A 13,520-nucleotide genomic window follows, 5' to 3' on the forward strand; every position below is an offset into this window, starting at 1 on the left:
ATTCGCGTCGGTTTGGTCATGACAGGCGAAACGGAATTCCAGCAACTGGCCGACGTGGTCGACGGGCCGGTTCTGCGGCCCGGCGACCACGGGTACGAGGCGGAGTGCCGCACCCAGAACATCCTCACGCCGCTACGGCCGGCGGTTGCCGTCGGCGCGGCCGACGTCAACGATGTGCGGGCCGCCGTGCGGTTCGCGAGCGCGAACAAGCTGCCGGTGGCGATCCGGGGCGGCGGGCACATGCAGCCCGACACCGCCGAGGGCGCCGTCCTCATCACTCTCGACCGGATGGCCGGGGTCACGGTCGACGCCGGGCGGCGGACCGCGCGGGTCACCGGCGCCGCTCTCTGGCGTGACGTCCTCGACGCCGCGGCCAAGGAGGGCCTGGCGGCGATGGCCGGCTCCTCGATCACGGTCAGCGCGATCGGCTACGTGCTCGGCGGCGGCCAGGGCCCGATCCTCGCGCGGTCAAAGGGGTACGCCTCGGACCACGTGACGTCGTTCGACATCGTGACGGCGGACGGCGAGCTGCGTACGGTCAGCGCCTCGAACGAGCCGGACCTGTTCGCGGCGCTGCGTGGCGGCAAGGGCAACTTCGGGGTCGTCACCGCCATGGAGATCGAGCTGTTCCCGGTGACCACGGTCTACGCGGGCAGCATCTACTTCCCCGGCAGCGCGACGGCCGACGTGCTGCGCACGTGGCGCGACTGGGCGGCGACCCTGCCCGAGGAGGCGACCACGTCGGTGGCGGTCCAGTGGCTGCCGCCGGTGGAGGAGCTACCGCCGCCGCTACGCGGGGCGCATGTGCTGAGCGTCCGGTTCGCCTACCTCGGCGCGGCCGAGAAGGGCGCGGAGCTGCTGGCGCCGATGCGGGCGGCCGCGACCGCGCTCATCGACGCGGTGGCCGAGGCGCCGTACGTGGTGGCGGCCACCCTGCACAACGACCCGGTCGACCCGATGCCGTACCAGGACCGGAGCCTCGGCCTCGGCGGCCTGCCCGACGCCGCCCTGAACAAGCTGGTCGAGCTGACCGGTCCCGGCACCCCGATCGCGCTGACCAGCGTCGAACTGCGGGCCCTGGGCGGGGCCATGGACCGGCCGCCGGCCACCCCGGACTCGGTGCCCAGCCGCGGTCTCGCCTTCCAGCTGTTCGCCTTCGCCGTCGGCGCCGACGACCTGGACGAGGGGCGCCGCCGCCTCGAGCGGCTGTTCACCGCGATGCTGCCGTGGGCCGACCCGAAACACCGCCGGATGCTCAACTTCCTCTCGCCCGAGGAAGCCACCGACCCGGAATCGCTGGCCCAGGTGTACGGCCGGGAGACCTACGACCGGCTCCGCGCGGCCAAGCGCCGCTACGACCCCGACGTCATGTTCCGGATGAACCACACCATCCGCTGACCCAGGGAGGAAACTCGCATGGAGCTGGGAATCGCCGGCCGCACCGCCCTCATCGTCGGCGGTAGCGGCCTCCTGGGACGGGCTGTGGCCACGGCCTTGGTGGCCGAGGGCGTTCATGTCGTCCTCGCCGCACGGGATCGGTCCCGCCTGGCCGGCGCCGCCGGGGACCTCGACTTCGTCGTCTTGGACACGTCCGACGAGGACACGGTCCGCGCCGCCGTCGAGCGGATCGGCGACATCGACATCCTCGTCAACACCGCCGCCCCGCCGGCGCAGACCATGGACCCCACCCGGCACCGGGCGCCGGAGGAGGTCCTCGCCGCTGTCGACGCCAAAGCCATCGGATATCTGCGCGTCATGAACGCCGTCCTGCCCGGCATGCGGGACCGGGGCTTCGGCCGGGTCGTCAACATCAGCGGCCAGGGCGCCCACGTGACCCTCTCGGTCACCGGCGCCGTCCGCAACCAGGCGGTCATCACCGCCGCCAAGGTGCTGGCCGACGAGTACGCCGGTTCGGGCGTCACGGTCAACGTCGTCAACCCCGGCGTCGTGGTCACGGGTACCCCGTCGCCGGAGATCGCCCGCGGGGCTTCCGGCGAGTCGACCCCCGAGCAGGTGGCCGCCGTGGTCACGTTCCTGTGCTCGGCTCCGGCCGCCGCGGTCTCCGGCGAGTCCGTCGCCGTCGGCCATCGCCTCCGCGGCGTCCAGTGATACACCGACGGGGCCGGCGCGTTCTCGCGCCGGCCCCGTCTTCGTGCCTGCTTACTTGCGGAGGTAGCGGAAAGCCGCCCGGACCTCGTCCGTGAACAGCTGCGGCTCCTCCCAGGCGGCGAAGTGACCGCCCTTGGCCGGCTTGTTGTAGTAGTTCAGGGTCGGGTAGTACGCCTCGACCCAGCTGCGCGGCGCCTGGAAGATCTCGCCCGGGAAGGCGCTGAAACCGACCGGGACCTTGATATCGCCGGGAGTGCTCGCCGACTGCGGGTGGGCGCTCTCCCAGTAGAGGCGCGCCGCCGAGACGCCGGTGTTGGTCAGCCAGTACAGGCTGATGTTGTCCAGCACGTGGTCGCGGGTGAGGTTGCCCGACGGGGCCGCGCCCAGGAACGTCTTGGAGATCTTGTCGTAGCTGTCGGTGTCGTGGTCGAGCATCCACGCCGCGAGGGCGGCCGGCGAGTCCGACAGCGCGTAGCCGATGGTCTCCGGCCGGAACGACTGCTCGGTCAGGTAGGCGCTGCCGGTGGTCTGGAAGACGGTGAGCGCGGCCTTGGCCGCCTGCTCCTCGGCCGTGGTGGTCGGCACCGGGGCGCCGCCGAGCGCGGCCAGCAGCAGGTTGAAGTGGACGCCGAGCAGGCCGGCGGGGGCCTGCTTGGCCAGAGCGTCGGTGACCGCGGCGCCGGCGTCGCCGCCCTGGGCCACGTACTTGGTGTAGCCGAGACGGCCCATCAGCACGGCCCACGCCTTGGCGATGCGGTTCTGGTCCCAGCCGGTCACCTTCGGCTGGCTGGAGAAGCCGTAGCCGGGGATCGACGGGATGACCAGGTGGAAGGCGTCCGACGCCTTGCCGCCGTGCGCGGTCGGGTTGGTCAGCGGGCCGGCCGCGTCGACGAACTCGACGATCGAGCCGGGCCAGCCGTGCGTGGCCAGCAGCGGCAGCGCGTCCTTGTGCGGCGAGCGGACGTGGATGAAGTGCACGTCCACGCCGTCGATCTCGGTCGTGAACTGCGGCAGCCGGTTGAGCTTGGCCTCGAATCGGCGCCAGTCGTACTTCGTCTTCCAGTACTTGGCCAGGGCCTGGGCCGCGGCCAGCTGCACACCCTGCTCACGGTCCTGGACGAGCTCGCGGCTGGGCCAGCGGGTCGAGCCGATCCGGTGGCGCAGCTCGGTGAGCTGGGTGCTGGAGATCGAGACCCGGAACGGCCGGATCTTGGACGTGCTCGTGGTGGTGGCAGCAGCCGCGTTCGCCGGGGCGATGCCGAGCGCGCCGGTAGCGGTGGCGGCCACGGCGACGCCGGCCGCGAGCCCGCCCTGCAGAACAGTGCGGCGGGTGGGAGTGGGAGATGACATGGGACGTTCCCTTCGTGATCCTTCGTCGTGAGGAAGCCTGCCGTGAACACCCCGGTCACCGAGCCCGTGCTGGTCCCTGGCGCATCACGGGCCGGTCACCGGTGATCCCTGGGGGCGCGCCTAGCGGGTGACGTCGTAGATGCGGTTGGTGACGGTCTCGACGGCGGTACGCCAGGTGCGCAGCCCGGCCTCGGCCGCGATGGCCCGCATGGCGTCCTCGCCCGCGTGGTTGCCGAGGGCGTACGAGCCGTGCTGGGCGAGCGCGGCGGGCAGGCACAGCACGACGGAGGTCGAGCCGAAGGAGCGGCCGATCGGGTTGATGCTGCCGGCCGGGTCGCTCGAGGTGTTGGGCTCGACGACGAGCAGGTGGCCGCCGGGGGCCAGGGCCCGCTCGGTGTGCCGCAGCGCGGCGAGCGGGTCGCCCATGTCGTGCAGGCAGTCGAAGAAGGTGATCAGGTCGTACCCGTCGCCGGGGAAGCCGTCGGCGGTGGCGACCTCGAGGCTCACCCGGTTGGAGAGGCTACTGGAAACGGATCAATCCAGCCGTGGAGGCCGTCCTCGGTTATTCGGAGAGTGAAGCGCTCGCGCGGCCCTTCCTGGAGTTCCTCCACCCGGCCGACCGCGGGCCGGCCACCGAGGCGCTGGGCCGGCGGCCGGCGGCGCGCCGGCCTTCACCTTCGAGGCCCGCATGGTGTGCAAGGACGGCACCATCCGGCTCATCGAGTGGACCGTGACCCCCTTTCCCGGCCGGGACGTCCTGTTCGGGATCGGGCGGGACATCACGGCCGTCGCCCGCCTGGCCGAGGAGCAGGCCGCCCTGCGGCGGGCCGCTACGACGGCGACGGCACCGTGCTCGGCAGCTGGAGCACCTACGCCGACGGCGTTCCGGTCGGCACCCGTGTGACGCTCGGCGGCCGCAACGCGGTGTCGCTGCTCGCCGAGACCGGCCCGGCACCCGCTGGGCGACCGGCGACGCCCTGGCCGCGGAGGCGGTGCGCCGCTCCGGCGCCAGCGCCCGGATCGACCCCCTGGACTGGCTGACGGCCGGCGGCGAGATCGGCGAGGAGGTACGTCGGCTCGGCATCGTCTCCACGGCGGCCAGCCCCATCATCGTCGAGGGCGACCTGTGGGGCGTCATCACGGTCAGCGCCCGCGAGGAGCTTCCGCCGGACACCGGCGAGCGGCTGACCACCTTCACCGACCTGTTCACCACCGCCATCGCCAACGCGGAGAGCCGGGCCGAGCTGGCCGCCTCCCGCCGCCGCATCGTGACCGCCTCGGACGAGGCCAGGTGCAAGATCGAGCGCGACCTGCACGACGGCACGCAGTAACGTCTCGTGTCGCTCGCGCTGGCGATCCGCGCCGCCGAGGCGGGCCTGCCGCCGGGCCACGGCGACCTCCGCGGCCAGCTCTCCGAGGTCGCGACCGGCCTGGTGGCGGCGGTCGACGAGCTGCGCGAGCTCGCCCGAGGCATCCACCCGGCGGTCCTCACCCGGGGAGGTCTGGGCCCGGCATTGCGCGCCCTGGCCGCCGGTCGGCCATCCCGGTCGCCCTGGACGTCACGCTCGACGAGCGACCGGCCCCGCCGATCGAGGCGGCTGTCTACTGCGGCGCCGACCCCCGAGGCTCGGGCCTGCTCGGCCTGCGCGACCGCGTCGAGGCCCTGGGCGGCTCGACGCGCGTCGACAGCCGGCCGGCCCGTGGCAGCACCATCATGGCCGAGTTGCCGCTGGAACTCTGAGCCAGGGCATCGCGCTCGCACGACGCCGTGCGCGTCGTCCGCGATGCCCTGGTGGCCTGACCTCGCCGACGACGGAGGCGGGGCGCCGAAGTTTGATGCCGCTCACGGTGAATGAGAGCCGGGTCGCGTTCCCACCGCTGAACAACGCCCTGTCGGGCGCGTCATGGAGGGCATACCCAATCGATCTTGGAGGTCGACATGACGAAGCGTTGGGCGAAGAAGCTGATCGCGTCGCCCGCTCAGGCCGGGCCGGGTCAGAAGCCCTTCGCCGGTCCGATTCACCAACTGCCGAAGGCGTACAAATCATGAGCTCGAACGAATACGATTTCGTCGTGGTCGGCGCGGGCAGCGCCGGATCGATCCTGGCGGCCCGGCTGTCCGAGGACCCGAGCCGGACCGTACTGCTGCTCGAGGCCGGTGCGGCCGAGCCGCTGCCCGCCATGGCGGTGCCGGAGGCGTGGCCGACGCCTATCTGAGGCCCGTCCTGGGACGGCCGAACCTGACCGTGCTGACCGGCGCCCGGGTCCGCCGGGTCCTCATCGAGGACGGCCGGACGACGGGTGTGGAGTATTCGGCCGATGACGAGGCCGGCGTTCTTCTCGCCCGGGCGCGGCGAGAGGTCGTCGTCAGCGCCGGCGCGATCGGCTCGGCCCAGCTGCTGATGCTCTCCGGTCTCGGCCCGGCCGAGCATCTGCGCGAGGTCGGCGTGCCGGTGGTTCGCGACCTGCCGGGGTCGGCTCGAATCTTCAGGACCACCCGATGTCGACCGTCACCTACGGTTCGGCGCGGGAGGTGCCGGCCATCGCCGGCAATCCGCCGGGCGAAGCGGTCGGCCTGCTGCGCAGCGGCCCGAGCGCCGAGACGCCCGACCTCCAGGCCCTGTTCGTCAACGTGCCGTACCGCGCGCCGGGGCTGGCCGGCCCGGAGATGGGCATGGGCTACACCATCGCCGTGTCGCTGATGGCGCCTCGCAGCCGCGGCACCGTCCGGCTCGCCTCCGCCGACCCGCTGGCGGCCCCGCTGATCGACCCGAACTACCTCGGCGCGGAAGCCGACGTCACCACCCTGCTCGCCGGTCTGCGCCTCGCCCGCACCATCGGTCAGGCCCGGGCGCTGTCCGGCTGGCGGCAGGACGAGGCTCAGCCGGGCGCCGAACCGGACCGCGCGTACCTTCGGGACAGCCTTCTGGCCTACTTCCACTATGCGGGCACCTGTCGTATCGGACGGGGCCCCGAGGCCGTGGTGGACGCGCAGCTCCGCGTTCATGGCGTGGCCGGCCTGCGGGCGGTGGACGCCTCGGTGATGCCGTCGCTCGTGTCGGCCAACACCAACGCCACGGTCTGCGCCATCGCCGAGCGTGGCGCCGACTTCATCACGAACGCCTGAACCTTCGGCCTCGCGGGCCGTTGTCAGGGGAGGGGACCCGGATGGTCGCGCCGGTCCCGCGTACGCCCTGATCCCCGACCGGGTTTGGCGGCCTGAACGGGGATCAGGGCCACGCACGGCCCGCTACAGGACGGTCTCGAGCGTGAGGCGGCCGCGGAGCCCTCGGGGTTCAGGGCCCGTGTTCACCGGCCGCCGACCAGTGTGTGGCCCTGGGGCGGCCGGCGCCGTCCCGGCGTGAGGATCGGGGCATGCCAACCGCACAACACCCCCTGCACTCGGGCTTCGGAGCCGCCTCCACCACGGCCGACGTCCTCGCCTCCATCGACCTGAACGGCAGGACGGCCGTGGTCACCGGCGCCAATTCGGGGCTGGGGCTCCAGACGGCGCTGGCGCTGGGCCGGGCTGGGGCACGGATCGTGGTCCTGGACCGGGACACCGCCAATGCCCGTACCGCGCTCGAAGGTCTCGACGCCGCCTTCGTCACGCTGGACCTCAGCGACCCCGCCTCGATCGACGCCGCGGCCGCGGAGATCGGGCCGGCCGTCCACATCCTCGTCGAGTCGGCGGGCATCATGGCGGCCCCGTTCGGCCGCGACTCCCGCGGCAACGAGCTCCAGTTCTCCATCAACTACCTCGGGCACTTCCAGCTCGCGGCCCGTCTCTGGCCGGCCCTGCAGGCGGCTGGAGGGGCGCGGGTGGTCACGCTGACGTCGCTCGGTCACCGGCATTCGCCGGTCGTCTTCGACGACCCCAACTTCGAGACCCGGGCGTACGATCCCTGGCTCGGCTACGGCCAGTCGAAGACCGCCATGTCGCTGTTCGCGGTCGAGCTCGACCGGCGGGGTCAGGCTTTCGGTGTACGGGCGTTCGCCGCTCACCCGGGCAGCATCGTCGCCACCGGCCTGAAGCAGTACCTGACGACCGAGGAGCTCGCCGCGGGCGGCATGGTGAACCCGGACGGCAGCCCGATCCTCGACCCGAGCAAACAGCTGAAGACGCCGGAGCAGGGCGCGGCCACCCCGGTCTGGTGCGCGACGAGCCCACAACTCGACGGCCTGGGCGGCGTCTACTGCGAGAACTGCGACATCGCCGAGCTCGCCGTGACGGGCACCAGCGGCGTACAGGATCTGGGCGCCTTCAACGACATCAGCGGCGTCATGCCGTACGCGGTCGACCCCGGCCAGGCCCGTCGCCTGTGGGACCTCAGCGAGAAGCTGACCGGGGTGTCGTTCCTCTGACCTACGGCGTGCTGTCCGCCGGGCTCAGCCCGAACGTCACCCGGTAGTCGCATTCGCCCTCGCGGTTGTGGTCGCCTGGGCGATCGGCGCCGACCTCGCGCTGATGGCGTCGCCGGTGCCGCCGGAGCAACCGGCGGCAACGGCGACGGTCATCAACGCTCCCGCTACCCGGCCCCAGGCCGACGTCTTACCCACCGAGATCCCCTTTCGGTCCGTGCGGCGCTTCTTCCTCAGGAGACCGTGGCCCCGGGCCGGGTGACAGAAAGCTCGTCAGGACTTCAGCAGGTGCTGCTGAAGGTCGTCGAGGATCTTGCCGGCCGCCGTCACGCCGATGCCGGTCATCCACACCTCGGCCGGCACGTCGTAGGCCTTGCCCGCCTTGACCGCGGAGAGGTCCTTCCACAGCTTGCCGTCGACGACCTTCTTCTTCTGGGCCTCGGGGGTGGCGCCGAGGGCGGTCACGAAGATGACGTCGCCGTCGAGGTCGGCGATCCGCTCGGGGCTCACCTTGTCAAAGCGCTTGTCGTCCTTGTCCGCCAGCTTCTGCCGGTCGGGGCGGCCCAGGCCGACGTCGCCGACCACGATGCCGGAGAAGCCGTCCGGCCCGTATACCCGGATCTCCGAGGCCATGAACCGGACGATCGAGACCTTGATGTTCGCCGCGCCCGGAATCTTCTTACCCAGGTCCTTGGCGCGTGTCGCGTACTGGTTGAGGAGGTCCTTGGCCTTCTGCTCCTGGCCGAGGGCCTTACCGTCGAGCAGGAAGTTCTCCTTCCAGGTGATGCCGACCCGCTCGGTGAAGACCGTGGGCGCGATCGCCGACAGCTCGTCGTAGAACTTCTCCTGGCGGAACTTGCTGCCCAGGATCAGGTCGGGCTTGAGGGCCGCGATCGCCTCGAGGTCGGGCTCGGCGATCGCGCCTACGCCCTTCACGCAACCCGTGGATGTCGGCCCCGTCCAGGAGCACGGTGCCGCGGCGGACGGGCAGGAGCCGGGCCAGCGTTCGCAGCAGCGTGGACTTGCCGCAGGCGTTCGGCCCGACGATCACCGTGAAGGCGGCCGGGGGCAGCTCGGCGTCCAGGCCGTCGAAGACCGACCGGGTGCCGTAACCGGCGGCCAGATCGCGGGCGATGAGGGTCACGACTTCCTCCGGACCAGCAGGAACAACAGGTAGGGGCCGCCGATGGCGGCGGTGACGACACCGGCCGGCAGTTGGGTCGGCGCGAACAGCAGCCGCCCGGCCAGGTCGGCCAGCACCACCAGCAGCGAGCCGGTGAGCGCGGCGGCGACCAGCGGTGGCCGTTCGGAGCGGGCCAGGCGGCGGGCCACCTGCGGGGCGACCAGGGCGACGAAGTCGACCGCGCCGACCTGCGAGATGACCATCGCGGCCAGCAGGACGCCGACGGCGGCGAGTCCGGCCCGCCGGGCGGCCGGCCGCACGCCGAGGCCTCGCGCGGTGTCGTCGTCGAGGGCGCTGGTGCGCAGCGCCCAGCCCGACCAGGCCAGCACGGGCAGCAGCACCAGCAGGGTGAGGGCGAGCCAGACCGTCTCGCTCCAGCCGCGGCCGGCCAGGGTGCCGACCAGCCAGATGTGGGCGCGCTGCCCGTCGACCGGCTCGGCGGTGAGCATGACGATCTCGGTGAGGGCGCGCAGCGCGATGGCGACAGTCCTGGGCGTCCACGGTCGACAATAACGGCTCCGACCCGTCGCGCATCTGGTTCTGGCGCGACCCGTCGCGCGCCACCGTGACCCGCGACCCGCTGGTGCTGCGCAAGGCCGACGGCACTGCCTACGACGGCACCACCGCCGACGACGAGGGCCTGGCCGTGCTGCCGAACGGCGACTTCGTGGTCAGTTCCGAGACCGAGCCGTCGGTCCGGATCTTCGGCCGTGACGGTGTGCAGAAGGCCACCCTGCCGGTGCCGGCCCGCTTCGCGGTCGCCCCGGCCGGGCAGGCCACCGGCAACGCCACCCTCGAAGGCCTCACCCTGGTCTCGGGCACCCGGATCATCGCCGCCATGGAGGGCGCGCTGTCCGGCGACACCGACGCCACGCGGCACCGCTTCCTCGTCTACGACCTCGACCGGCACGGACGCTGGCAGCTCACCGAGCAGCTGGGCTATTCCGCCGACGCCGGTCAGCGGATCGCCGAGGTCGCCGCTTACGGTCGCGACTCGCTGCTGGTCCTCGAGGCGTCGTTCGTCGCCGCCACCGGCAATGCGGTCAAGCTGTACGCGATACCGACCACCCGCCACGCCGGCGACGTCAGCGCGGTGAGCGACCTGGCCGCCGTACCCACCAAGAAGTTGCTCGCCAAGCGGCTGGTCGCCGACCTGGTCAAGTGCCCGACTTTGGGCGCCGTGGCCAAGCAGCCGCAGACGAACCCGCTGATGGACAACTACGAGGGCATGGCCGTGGTCGCCGACCGGCATGGCTCGTCCACGATCCACCTGATCAGCGACGACAACTTCGGCGCCACCCAGATCACCCGGGTGCTCACCCTGACCGCCCGCCTGCCCCGCTAGAACGGGTTCGGCGAAACCGGGGCCGGCGCTTCTCGCGCCGGCCCCGGTTGTTGCCCCAGTAATACAATTAATGGGCGCGGATGGTCTTTTCCGTCTCCAATTACAAATACGATGTGGGTCGCGGCACAAACAGTTCCCATTGCCCCTGGCCGCGTGGTCATGATGGATTCCTCCAGTGACCGTCGGCGGAAGGCGAGACCATGACCAGCCAGAACATCGTGAAGCCCGAGGACATGCTCCCCGACAACGTCGACGTGGGCACCTGGAAGGGCGTCGAGGTCCGCAAGGGCACGATCGCCGCCTTCATCGAGAACGCCCGCGCCCTGAACGCGTTGGAGCCGGGCATCCCCGCCTACGACGAGATCGTGACCCAGCTCCGGGCGACGGTCCCTTCCCTCGAGGCGGTCGGCCTCTTCGAGATCTTCGAGCTGCGGTCGCCGCGGCTGCGCGAGTTGCTCGGGAAGTGAGGCCGCGCCGCGAACTTTCGCTCGCGGCGTCCGTCATGCATGGCATGAGATCCCTCCCCACCGGAGACGACCGCGGCGACTTCGACGCCGTCGTCGTCCGCACCCACTACACCGACGAGGCCGCCTGGCCGGCCGTGTTGGGGGCGCTCGCCGCCCTCGACTGGTCCTACGTCCTCGTCGAGGATCCGGACTGGGCCGGCGCGGGCGTCGACGACGTCGTCGCGGCCGCCGCCGAGGACGAGTATCTCTCGGTGGTCTTCGTGGCCGACGCGGTCACCACGGCCGGCCCGGAGCTGTTGTTCCTCGCGGTCAGCCCGGCCCGGCCAGAGGACTACGAGGAGGCCGACGACTACGAGGCAACCATCGAGTTCGGACAGTCGTTCCGCATCCCCCCGGCGTACATGCCCCTCATGCATTCCAACCTCGACATCGGCAACATGGGCTTCGAGGAGTTCGCGGCGGTCGCGAGCAAGGACCCGGACCGGGTCTTCCGAGGCTTCGACGACTGAGCGCCGATTCTTTTCGGCCGCCACTGAACCCTCCGCCGAAATCGCCGTCTTTGGGGACGGGCGCTTCGATGGAGGGAAGTGGATGGCCACGGATCACGGCACGCCGGGACTGGCGGCGGTGCGAGCACTTACCGCGCTGCACCGCCGCGCCGGCGGGCGTCTGCGGGTGGTGCTCGAGCCTCGCGGGCTGGTCCCGGCCGATCTGGACGTCCTCGAGGCGGCCGCCGCGGCCGGGGCGGACGGGATCACCCTGTCCGATCTGGCCGTCCGGATCGACGTGAGCACGGGCGGGTTGACGCGGATGGTGCATCGCCTCGCCCGGTCGGGCCTGATCGAGCGACGGCCGAGCGCCTCCGACCGGAGGGTGGCCTACGCGGTGATCTCCGAGCGTGGCCGGAGCGCCCTGGCCGAGATTGTGGCGAGCGGCGTGGCCGACGAGCACCTGGCCGGTGAACTGGCCGCCCTCTGCGCCGACCTGCGGCGAGCAGTGGAGACCGCGTCACGGCAACACGGCGTCCCGGACGGCGCGCATCGCGTAGTGGGAGCGTGACTTCACCGTTCCGAGGGGCAGGCCGAGCCGGCGGGCGGCCTCGGGGGCGGTCCGGCCGTGCAGGTGGAGTTCCGAGAGGACGGCACGGTGGCCGTCGCTGAGATCGCGCAAGGCCCGCGTCAGCGCGTCGTCGGCCACCACGCCAGCGGTGTTGTCGGTGGCGGGGGTGCGAATGAGGTCCGACAGGTACGCCTCCTCGGGCCGGGCCCGGCGCATGCGCACCGCGTCGATGGTGATCCGGCGGGCGACCGTGAACAGCCAGCGCCGGGCGCCCTGGTGCTCGTCCGGAACCTTGTGAAGGTTCCGCCACGCGCGAATCATCGTCTCCTGGAGTAGATCCTCGGCGGCGTGTTGCTCGCCGTTGGTGTAACCGAGCAGGAATCTCATCAATGGCCGGTGATGCGCGGCGTGCAGTTCGGCGATGCGGCTCTCCGCATCCTTTTCCATCGTCACGTCGTCCGTCCTCCGTGGTCCCAGGGGAGGGTAGGGAGGGCGAGTGGATTCCTTCTTGGCCTCGACTTGGTTCTCACTTGTTCGCCCGCCGCCCGCCGCCCGCCGCCCGCCGCCCGCCGCCCGCCGCCGGCCGGCGCGGCGCCTTCTCAGGCGGTACGCGGGATGAGCGCGGCGGCGAGACCGGCGAGCTCGCGAGCGGCGACCGGGTCGGGCGCGGCCGCGGCGAGGTGGCCCTCGGCGCGGCGCGTGATCGTGGTCAACTGCTGCTCACCGAGCCGGCGGGCGCCGAGCCGGTCGAGCAGGACGGTAGCCTCGCCGACCTGCTCGTCGGTCAGCGGCTCAGGCCGGCCCAGCAGCGCGGCCAGGTCACGGGCGACCGGGCCGCCGGCGGCGAGCGCGCGGACCACCGGCAGCGACTTCTTCCGGGCCCGCAGATCGGCCCCGACCGGTTTGCCGGTGCGCCGGGGGTCGCCCCAGATGCCGAGCAGGTCGTCGGCGAGCTGAAAGGCCCGGCCGAGGTCGGCCCCGAACGCGGCCAGGTGGGCCGCCCGCTGACGGTCGGCCCCGGCCGCGAGGGCGCCCAGGCGACAGGCGCACGCGAACAGCGCACCGGTCTTGGCGTCGGCGACATCTTCGGCGTCGTGGACGGTGGCGCCGGGCTCGGCGGCGAGCAGCACGTCGCCGTACTCGCCCCGGATGAGGGTCTGGATCGTGTCGGCCAGTTCCACGGTCGCCGTGACCGGCGCGGCACGGCCCAGCACCTGTACCGCGAGGAAGAACAGAGCGTCGCCGGTGAGCAGCGCGCCCGGCATGCCGACCTCGCGCCAGAGGGCGGCCCGGCCACGCCGGAGTTCGTCGCCGTCGATGATGTCGTCGTGGATCAGCGTGGCGTTGTGCACCAGCTCGACCGCGACCGCCGCCGGCAGCGCGGCCTCGGCCCGGCCGCCGAGCGCGCGGCAGCAGAGCAGGGTGAGCGCCGGCCGGACGGCCTTGCCGCTGGGCCGGGCCTCGGTGTCGTGCGAGGTCCAGCCGAAATGGGCCTCGGCCGCGGTGCGGACCGGCATGGGCAGGCGGCGCACAGCGGCCGCGAGGGCCGGCCACAGCATTTCGGCGGTGTCGCCGAGGACCAGCTCAGCGGTGCGGGCGGAGACCGCCGGGGTGGCGATGATCGGCATTGGTGATCCTCCGGGCA

18 protein-coding genes and 2 pseudogenes are annotated in these 13,520 nt (G+C 72.2%); 13 read left to right on the forward strand and 7 right to left on the reverse strand.

All coding sequences use genetic code 11. The features are described 5' to 3' along the window. Positions 1-18 precede the first annotated feature (18 nt). Positions 19-1,398, forward strand: coding sequence for an FAD-binding oxidoreductase (locus ACQP2X_RS17380; RefSeq protein WP_498698199.1), 1,380 nt, complete (start codon positions 19-21; stop codon positions 1,396-1,398). An 18-nt stretch (positions 1,399-1,416) separates the two neighbouring features. Then, positions 1,417-2,109 (forward strand): SDR family NAD(P)-dependent oxidoreductase, encoded by a 693-nt coding sequence (locus tag ACQP2X_RS17385; RefSeq protein ID WP_498698200.1) that lies wholly within the window; start codon positions 1,417-1,419, stop codon positions 2,107-2,109. A 51-nt stretch (positions 2,110-2,160) separates the two neighbouring features. Here ACQP2X_RS17385 and ACQP2X_RS17390 read toward each other — a convergent pair whose 3' ends face one another. Together ACQP2X_RS17390 and ACQP2X_RS17395 are read right to left on the reverse strand one after the other, a co-directional pair. After that, positions 2,161-3,459: an epoxide hydrolase family protein gene (locus ACQP2X_RS17390; RefSeq protein ID WP_498698201.1), complete on the reverse strand. Its 1,299-nt coding sequence runs from the start codon at positions 3,457-3,459 to the stop codon at positions 2,161-2,163. 120 nt (positions 3,460-3,579) lie between these two features. Continuing rightward, on the reverse strand, positions 3,580-3,966 hold the full coding sequence (locus ACQP2X_RS17395; protein ID WP_498698202.1) for a methyltransferase domain-containing protein: 387 nt from the start codon (positions 3,964-3,966) through the stop codon (positions 3,580-3,582). 181 nt (positions 3,967-4,147) lie between these two features. Between ACQP2X_RS17395 and ACQP2X_RS17400 the strand changes: the two genes are divergently transcribed. The 7 genes and pseudogenes from ACQP2X_RS17400 to ACQP2X_RS17430 all read left to right on the forward strand — a co-directional run bounded on the left by ACQP2X_RS17400 (position 4,148) and on the right by ACQP2X_RS17430 (position 7,824). Then, positions 4,148-4,363: a hypothetical protein gene (locus ACQP2X_RS17400; protein WP_498698205.1), complete on the forward strand. Its 216-nt coding sequence runs from the start codon at positions 4,148-4,150 to the stop codon at positions 4,361-4,363. A gap of 88 nt (positions 4,364-4,451) precedes the next feature. Next, a complete protein-coding gene (locus ACQP2X_RS17405) occupies positions 4,452-4,790 on the forward strand; it encodes a GAF domain-containing protein (protein ID WP_498698207.1) in 339 nt (112 codons plus the stop codon). A 596-nt stretch (positions 4,791-5,386) separates the two neighbouring features. Beyond that, entirely contained in the window at positions 5,387-5,509 is a 123-nt protein-coding gene (locus ACQP2X_RS17410; protein ID WP_498698209.1) for a hypothetical protein, read from the forward strand. Continuing rightward, positions 5,506-5,676 carry an NAD(P)-binding protein gene (locus ACQP2X_RS17415; protein ID WP_498698213.1) on the forward strand — a complete coding sequence of 57 codons (171 nt, stop codon included), beginning with the start codon at positions 5,506-5,508 and terminating at the stop codon, positions 5,674-5,676. Before ACQP2X_RS17410 ends, ACQP2X_RS17415 begins: the two co-directional genes overlap by 4 nt. Beyond that, positions 5,658-5,843 (forward strand): annotated as a pseudogene (locus ACQP2X_RS17420) (GMC family oxidoreductase N-terminal domain-containing protein); the annotation flags it as partial. The gene ACQP2X_RS17415 and the pseudogene ACQP2X_RS17420, both read left to right, overlap by 19 nt. A 116-nt stretch (positions 5,844-5,959) precedes the next feature. Further along, complete coding sequence (locus ACQP2X_RS17425; RefSeq protein ID WP_498698215.1) at positions 5,960-6,586, forward strand: GMC family oxidoreductase; 627 nt, start codon at positions 5,960-5,962, stop codon at positions 6,584-6,586. A 248-nt stretch (positions 6,587-6,834) separates the two neighbouring features. Continuing rightward, entirely contained in the window at positions 6,835-7,824 is a 990-nt protein-coding gene (locus tag ACQP2X_RS17430; protein ID WP_498698218.1) for an SDR family NAD(P)-dependent oxidoreductase, read from the forward strand. Positions 7,825-8,094: 270 nt separating this feature from the next. On the opposite strand, the gene ACQP2X_RS17435 is transcribed toward ACQP2X_RS17430, so the two are convergent. The 3 genes and pseudogenes from ACQP2X_RS17435 to ACQP2X_RS17445 form a co-directional block, all read right to left on the reverse strand. Then, on the reverse strand, positions 8,095-8,757 hold the full coding sequence (locus ACQP2X_RS17435) for an ABC transporter substrate-binding protein (RefSeq protein ID WP_498698219.1): 663 nt from the start codon (positions 8,755-8,757) through the stop codon (positions 8,095-8,097). Between the two features lie 52 nt (positions 8,758-8,809). Beyond that, positions 8,810-8,965, reverse strand: a pseudogene (locus ACQP2X_RS17440) (AAA family ATPase); the annotation flags it as partial. Beyond that, positions 8,962-9,453 (reverse strand): iron chelate uptake ABC transporter family permease subunit, encoded by a 492-nt coding sequence (locus ACQP2X_RS17445; protein WP_498698220.1) that lies wholly within the window; start codon positions 9,451-9,453, stop codon positions 8,962-8,964. The gene ACQP2X_RS17445 and the pseudogene ACQP2X_RS17440, both read right to left, overlap by 4 nt. Before the next feature lie 116 nt (positions 9,454-9,569). Here ACQP2X_RS17445 and ACQP2X_RS17450 point away from each other — a divergent pair, with 116 nt between their 5' ends. The 4 genes from ACQP2X_RS17450 to ACQP2X_RS17465 all read left to right on the forward strand — a co-directional run bounded on the left by ACQP2X_RS17450 (position 9,570) and on the right by ACQP2X_RS17465 (position 11,875). Continuing rightward, positions 9,570-10,349 carry an esterase-like activity of phytase family protein gene (locus ACQP2X_RS17450; RefSeq protein ID WP_498698221.1) on the forward strand — a complete coding sequence of 260 codons (780 nt, stop codon included), beginning with the start codon at positions 9,570-9,572 and terminating at the stop codon, positions 10,347-10,349. A gap of 200 nt (positions 10,350-10,549) precedes the next feature. Further along, positions 10,550-10,816 (forward strand): hypothetical protein, encoded by a 267-nt coding sequence (locus tag ACQP2X_RS17455; RefSeq protein ID WP_498698222.1) that lies wholly within the window; start codon positions 10,550-10,552, stop codon positions 10,814-10,816. A 44-nt stretch (positions 10,817-10,860) separates the two neighbouring features. Further along, entirely contained in the window at positions 10,861-11,325 is a 465-nt protein-coding gene (locus ACQP2X_RS17460; protein WP_498698223.1) for a DUF6924 domain-containing protein, read from the forward strand. An 82-nt stretch (positions 11,326-11,407) separates the two neighbouring features. Continuing rightward, complete coding sequence (locus ACQP2X_RS17465; protein ID WP_498698227.1) at positions 11,408-11,875, forward strand: MarR family winged helix-turn-helix transcriptional regulator; 468 nt, start codon at positions 11,408-11,410, stop codon at positions 11,873-11,875. On the opposite strand, the gene ACQP2X_RS17470 is transcribed toward ACQP2X_RS17465, so the two are convergent. Together ACQP2X_RS17470 and ACQP2X_RS17475 are read right to left on the reverse strand one after the other, a co-directional pair. Then, positions 11,825-12,322: a sigma-70 family RNA polymerase sigma factor gene (locus ACQP2X_RS17470; RefSeq protein ID WP_498700961.1), complete on the reverse strand. Its 498-nt coding sequence runs from the start codon at positions 12,320-12,322 to the stop codon at positions 11,825-11,827. The two genes, ACQP2X_RS17465 and ACQP2X_RS17470, sit on opposite strands and share 51 nt — an antisense overlap. A 152-nt stretch (positions 12,323-12,474) precedes the next feature. Continuing rightward, positions 12,475-13,503 carry a polyprenyl synthetase family protein gene (locus ACQP2X_RS17475; protein ID WP_498698228.1) on the reverse strand — a complete coding sequence of 343 codons (1,029 nt, stop codon included), beginning with the start codon at positions 13,501-13,503 and terminating at the stop codon, positions 12,475-12,477. Positions 13,504-13,520: the final 17 nt, after the last annotated feature.

Source organism: Actinoplanes sp. CA-131856, from assembly GCF_050956135.1.
GTDB lineage: Bacteria > Actinomycetota > Actinomycetes > Mycobacteriales > Micromonosporaceae > Actinoplanes.

What these genes read in the sequence shown, in the direction of transcription:
- ACQP2X_RS17380 (WP_498698199.1), top strand. Translation starts at nt 19, where the DNA reads ATGACAGGCGAAACGGAATTCCAGCAACTGGCCGACGTGGTCGACGGG.
- ACQP2X_RS17385 (WP_498698200.1), top strand. Translation starts at nt 1,417, where the DNA reads ATGGAGCTGGGAATCGCCGGCCGCACCGCCCTCATCGTCGGCGGTAGC.
- ACQP2X_RS17390 (WP_498698201.1), bottom strand. Translation starts at nt 3,459, where the DNA reads ATGTCATCTCCCACTCCCACCCGCCGCACTGTTCTGCAGGGCGGGCTC.
- ACQP2X_RS17400 (WP_498698205.1), top strand. Translation starts at nt 4,148, where the DNA reads ATGGTGTGCAAGGACGGCACCATCCGGCTCATCGAGTGGACCGTGACC.
- ACQP2X_RS17415 (WP_498698213.1), top strand. Translation starts at nt 5,506, where the DNA reads ATGAGCTCGAACGAATACGATTTCGTCGTGGTCGGCGCGGGCAGCGCC.
- ACQP2X_RS17425 (WP_498698215.1), top strand. Translation starts at nt 5,960, where the DNA reads ATGTCGACCGTCACCTACGGTTCGGCGCGGGAGGTGCCGGCCATCGCC.
- ACQP2X_RS17430 (WP_498698218.1), top strand. Translation starts at nt 6,835, where the DNA reads ATGCCAACCGCACAACACCCCCTGCACTCGGGCTTCGGAGCCGCCTCC.
- ACQP2X_RS17445 (WP_498698220.1), bottom strand. Translation starts at nt 9,453, where the DNA reads ATGCTCACCGCCGAGCCGGTCGACGGGCAGCGCGCCCACATCTGGCTG.
- ACQP2X_RS17455 (WP_498698222.1), top strand. Translation starts at nt 10,550, where the DNA reads ATGACCAGCCAGAACATCGTGAAGCCCGAGGACATGCTCCCCGACAAC.
- ACQP2X_RS17460 (WP_498698223.1), top strand. Translation starts at nt 10,861, where the DNA reads ATGAGATCCCTCCCCACCGGAGACGACCGCGGCGACTTCGACGCCGTC.
- ACQP2X_RS17465 (WP_498698227.1), top strand. Translation starts at nt 11,408, where the DNA reads ATGGCCACGGATCACGGCACGCCGGGACTGGCGGCGGTGCGAGCACTT.
- ACQP2X_RS17470 (WP_498700961.1), bottom strand. Translation starts at nt 12,322, where the DNA reads ATGGAAAAGGATGCGGAGAGCCGCATCGCCGAACTGCACGCCGCGCAT.
- ACQP2X_RS17475 (WP_498698228.1), bottom strand. Translation starts at nt 13,503, where the DNA reads ATGCCGATCATCGCCACCCCGGCGGTCTCCGCCCGCACCGCTGAGCTG.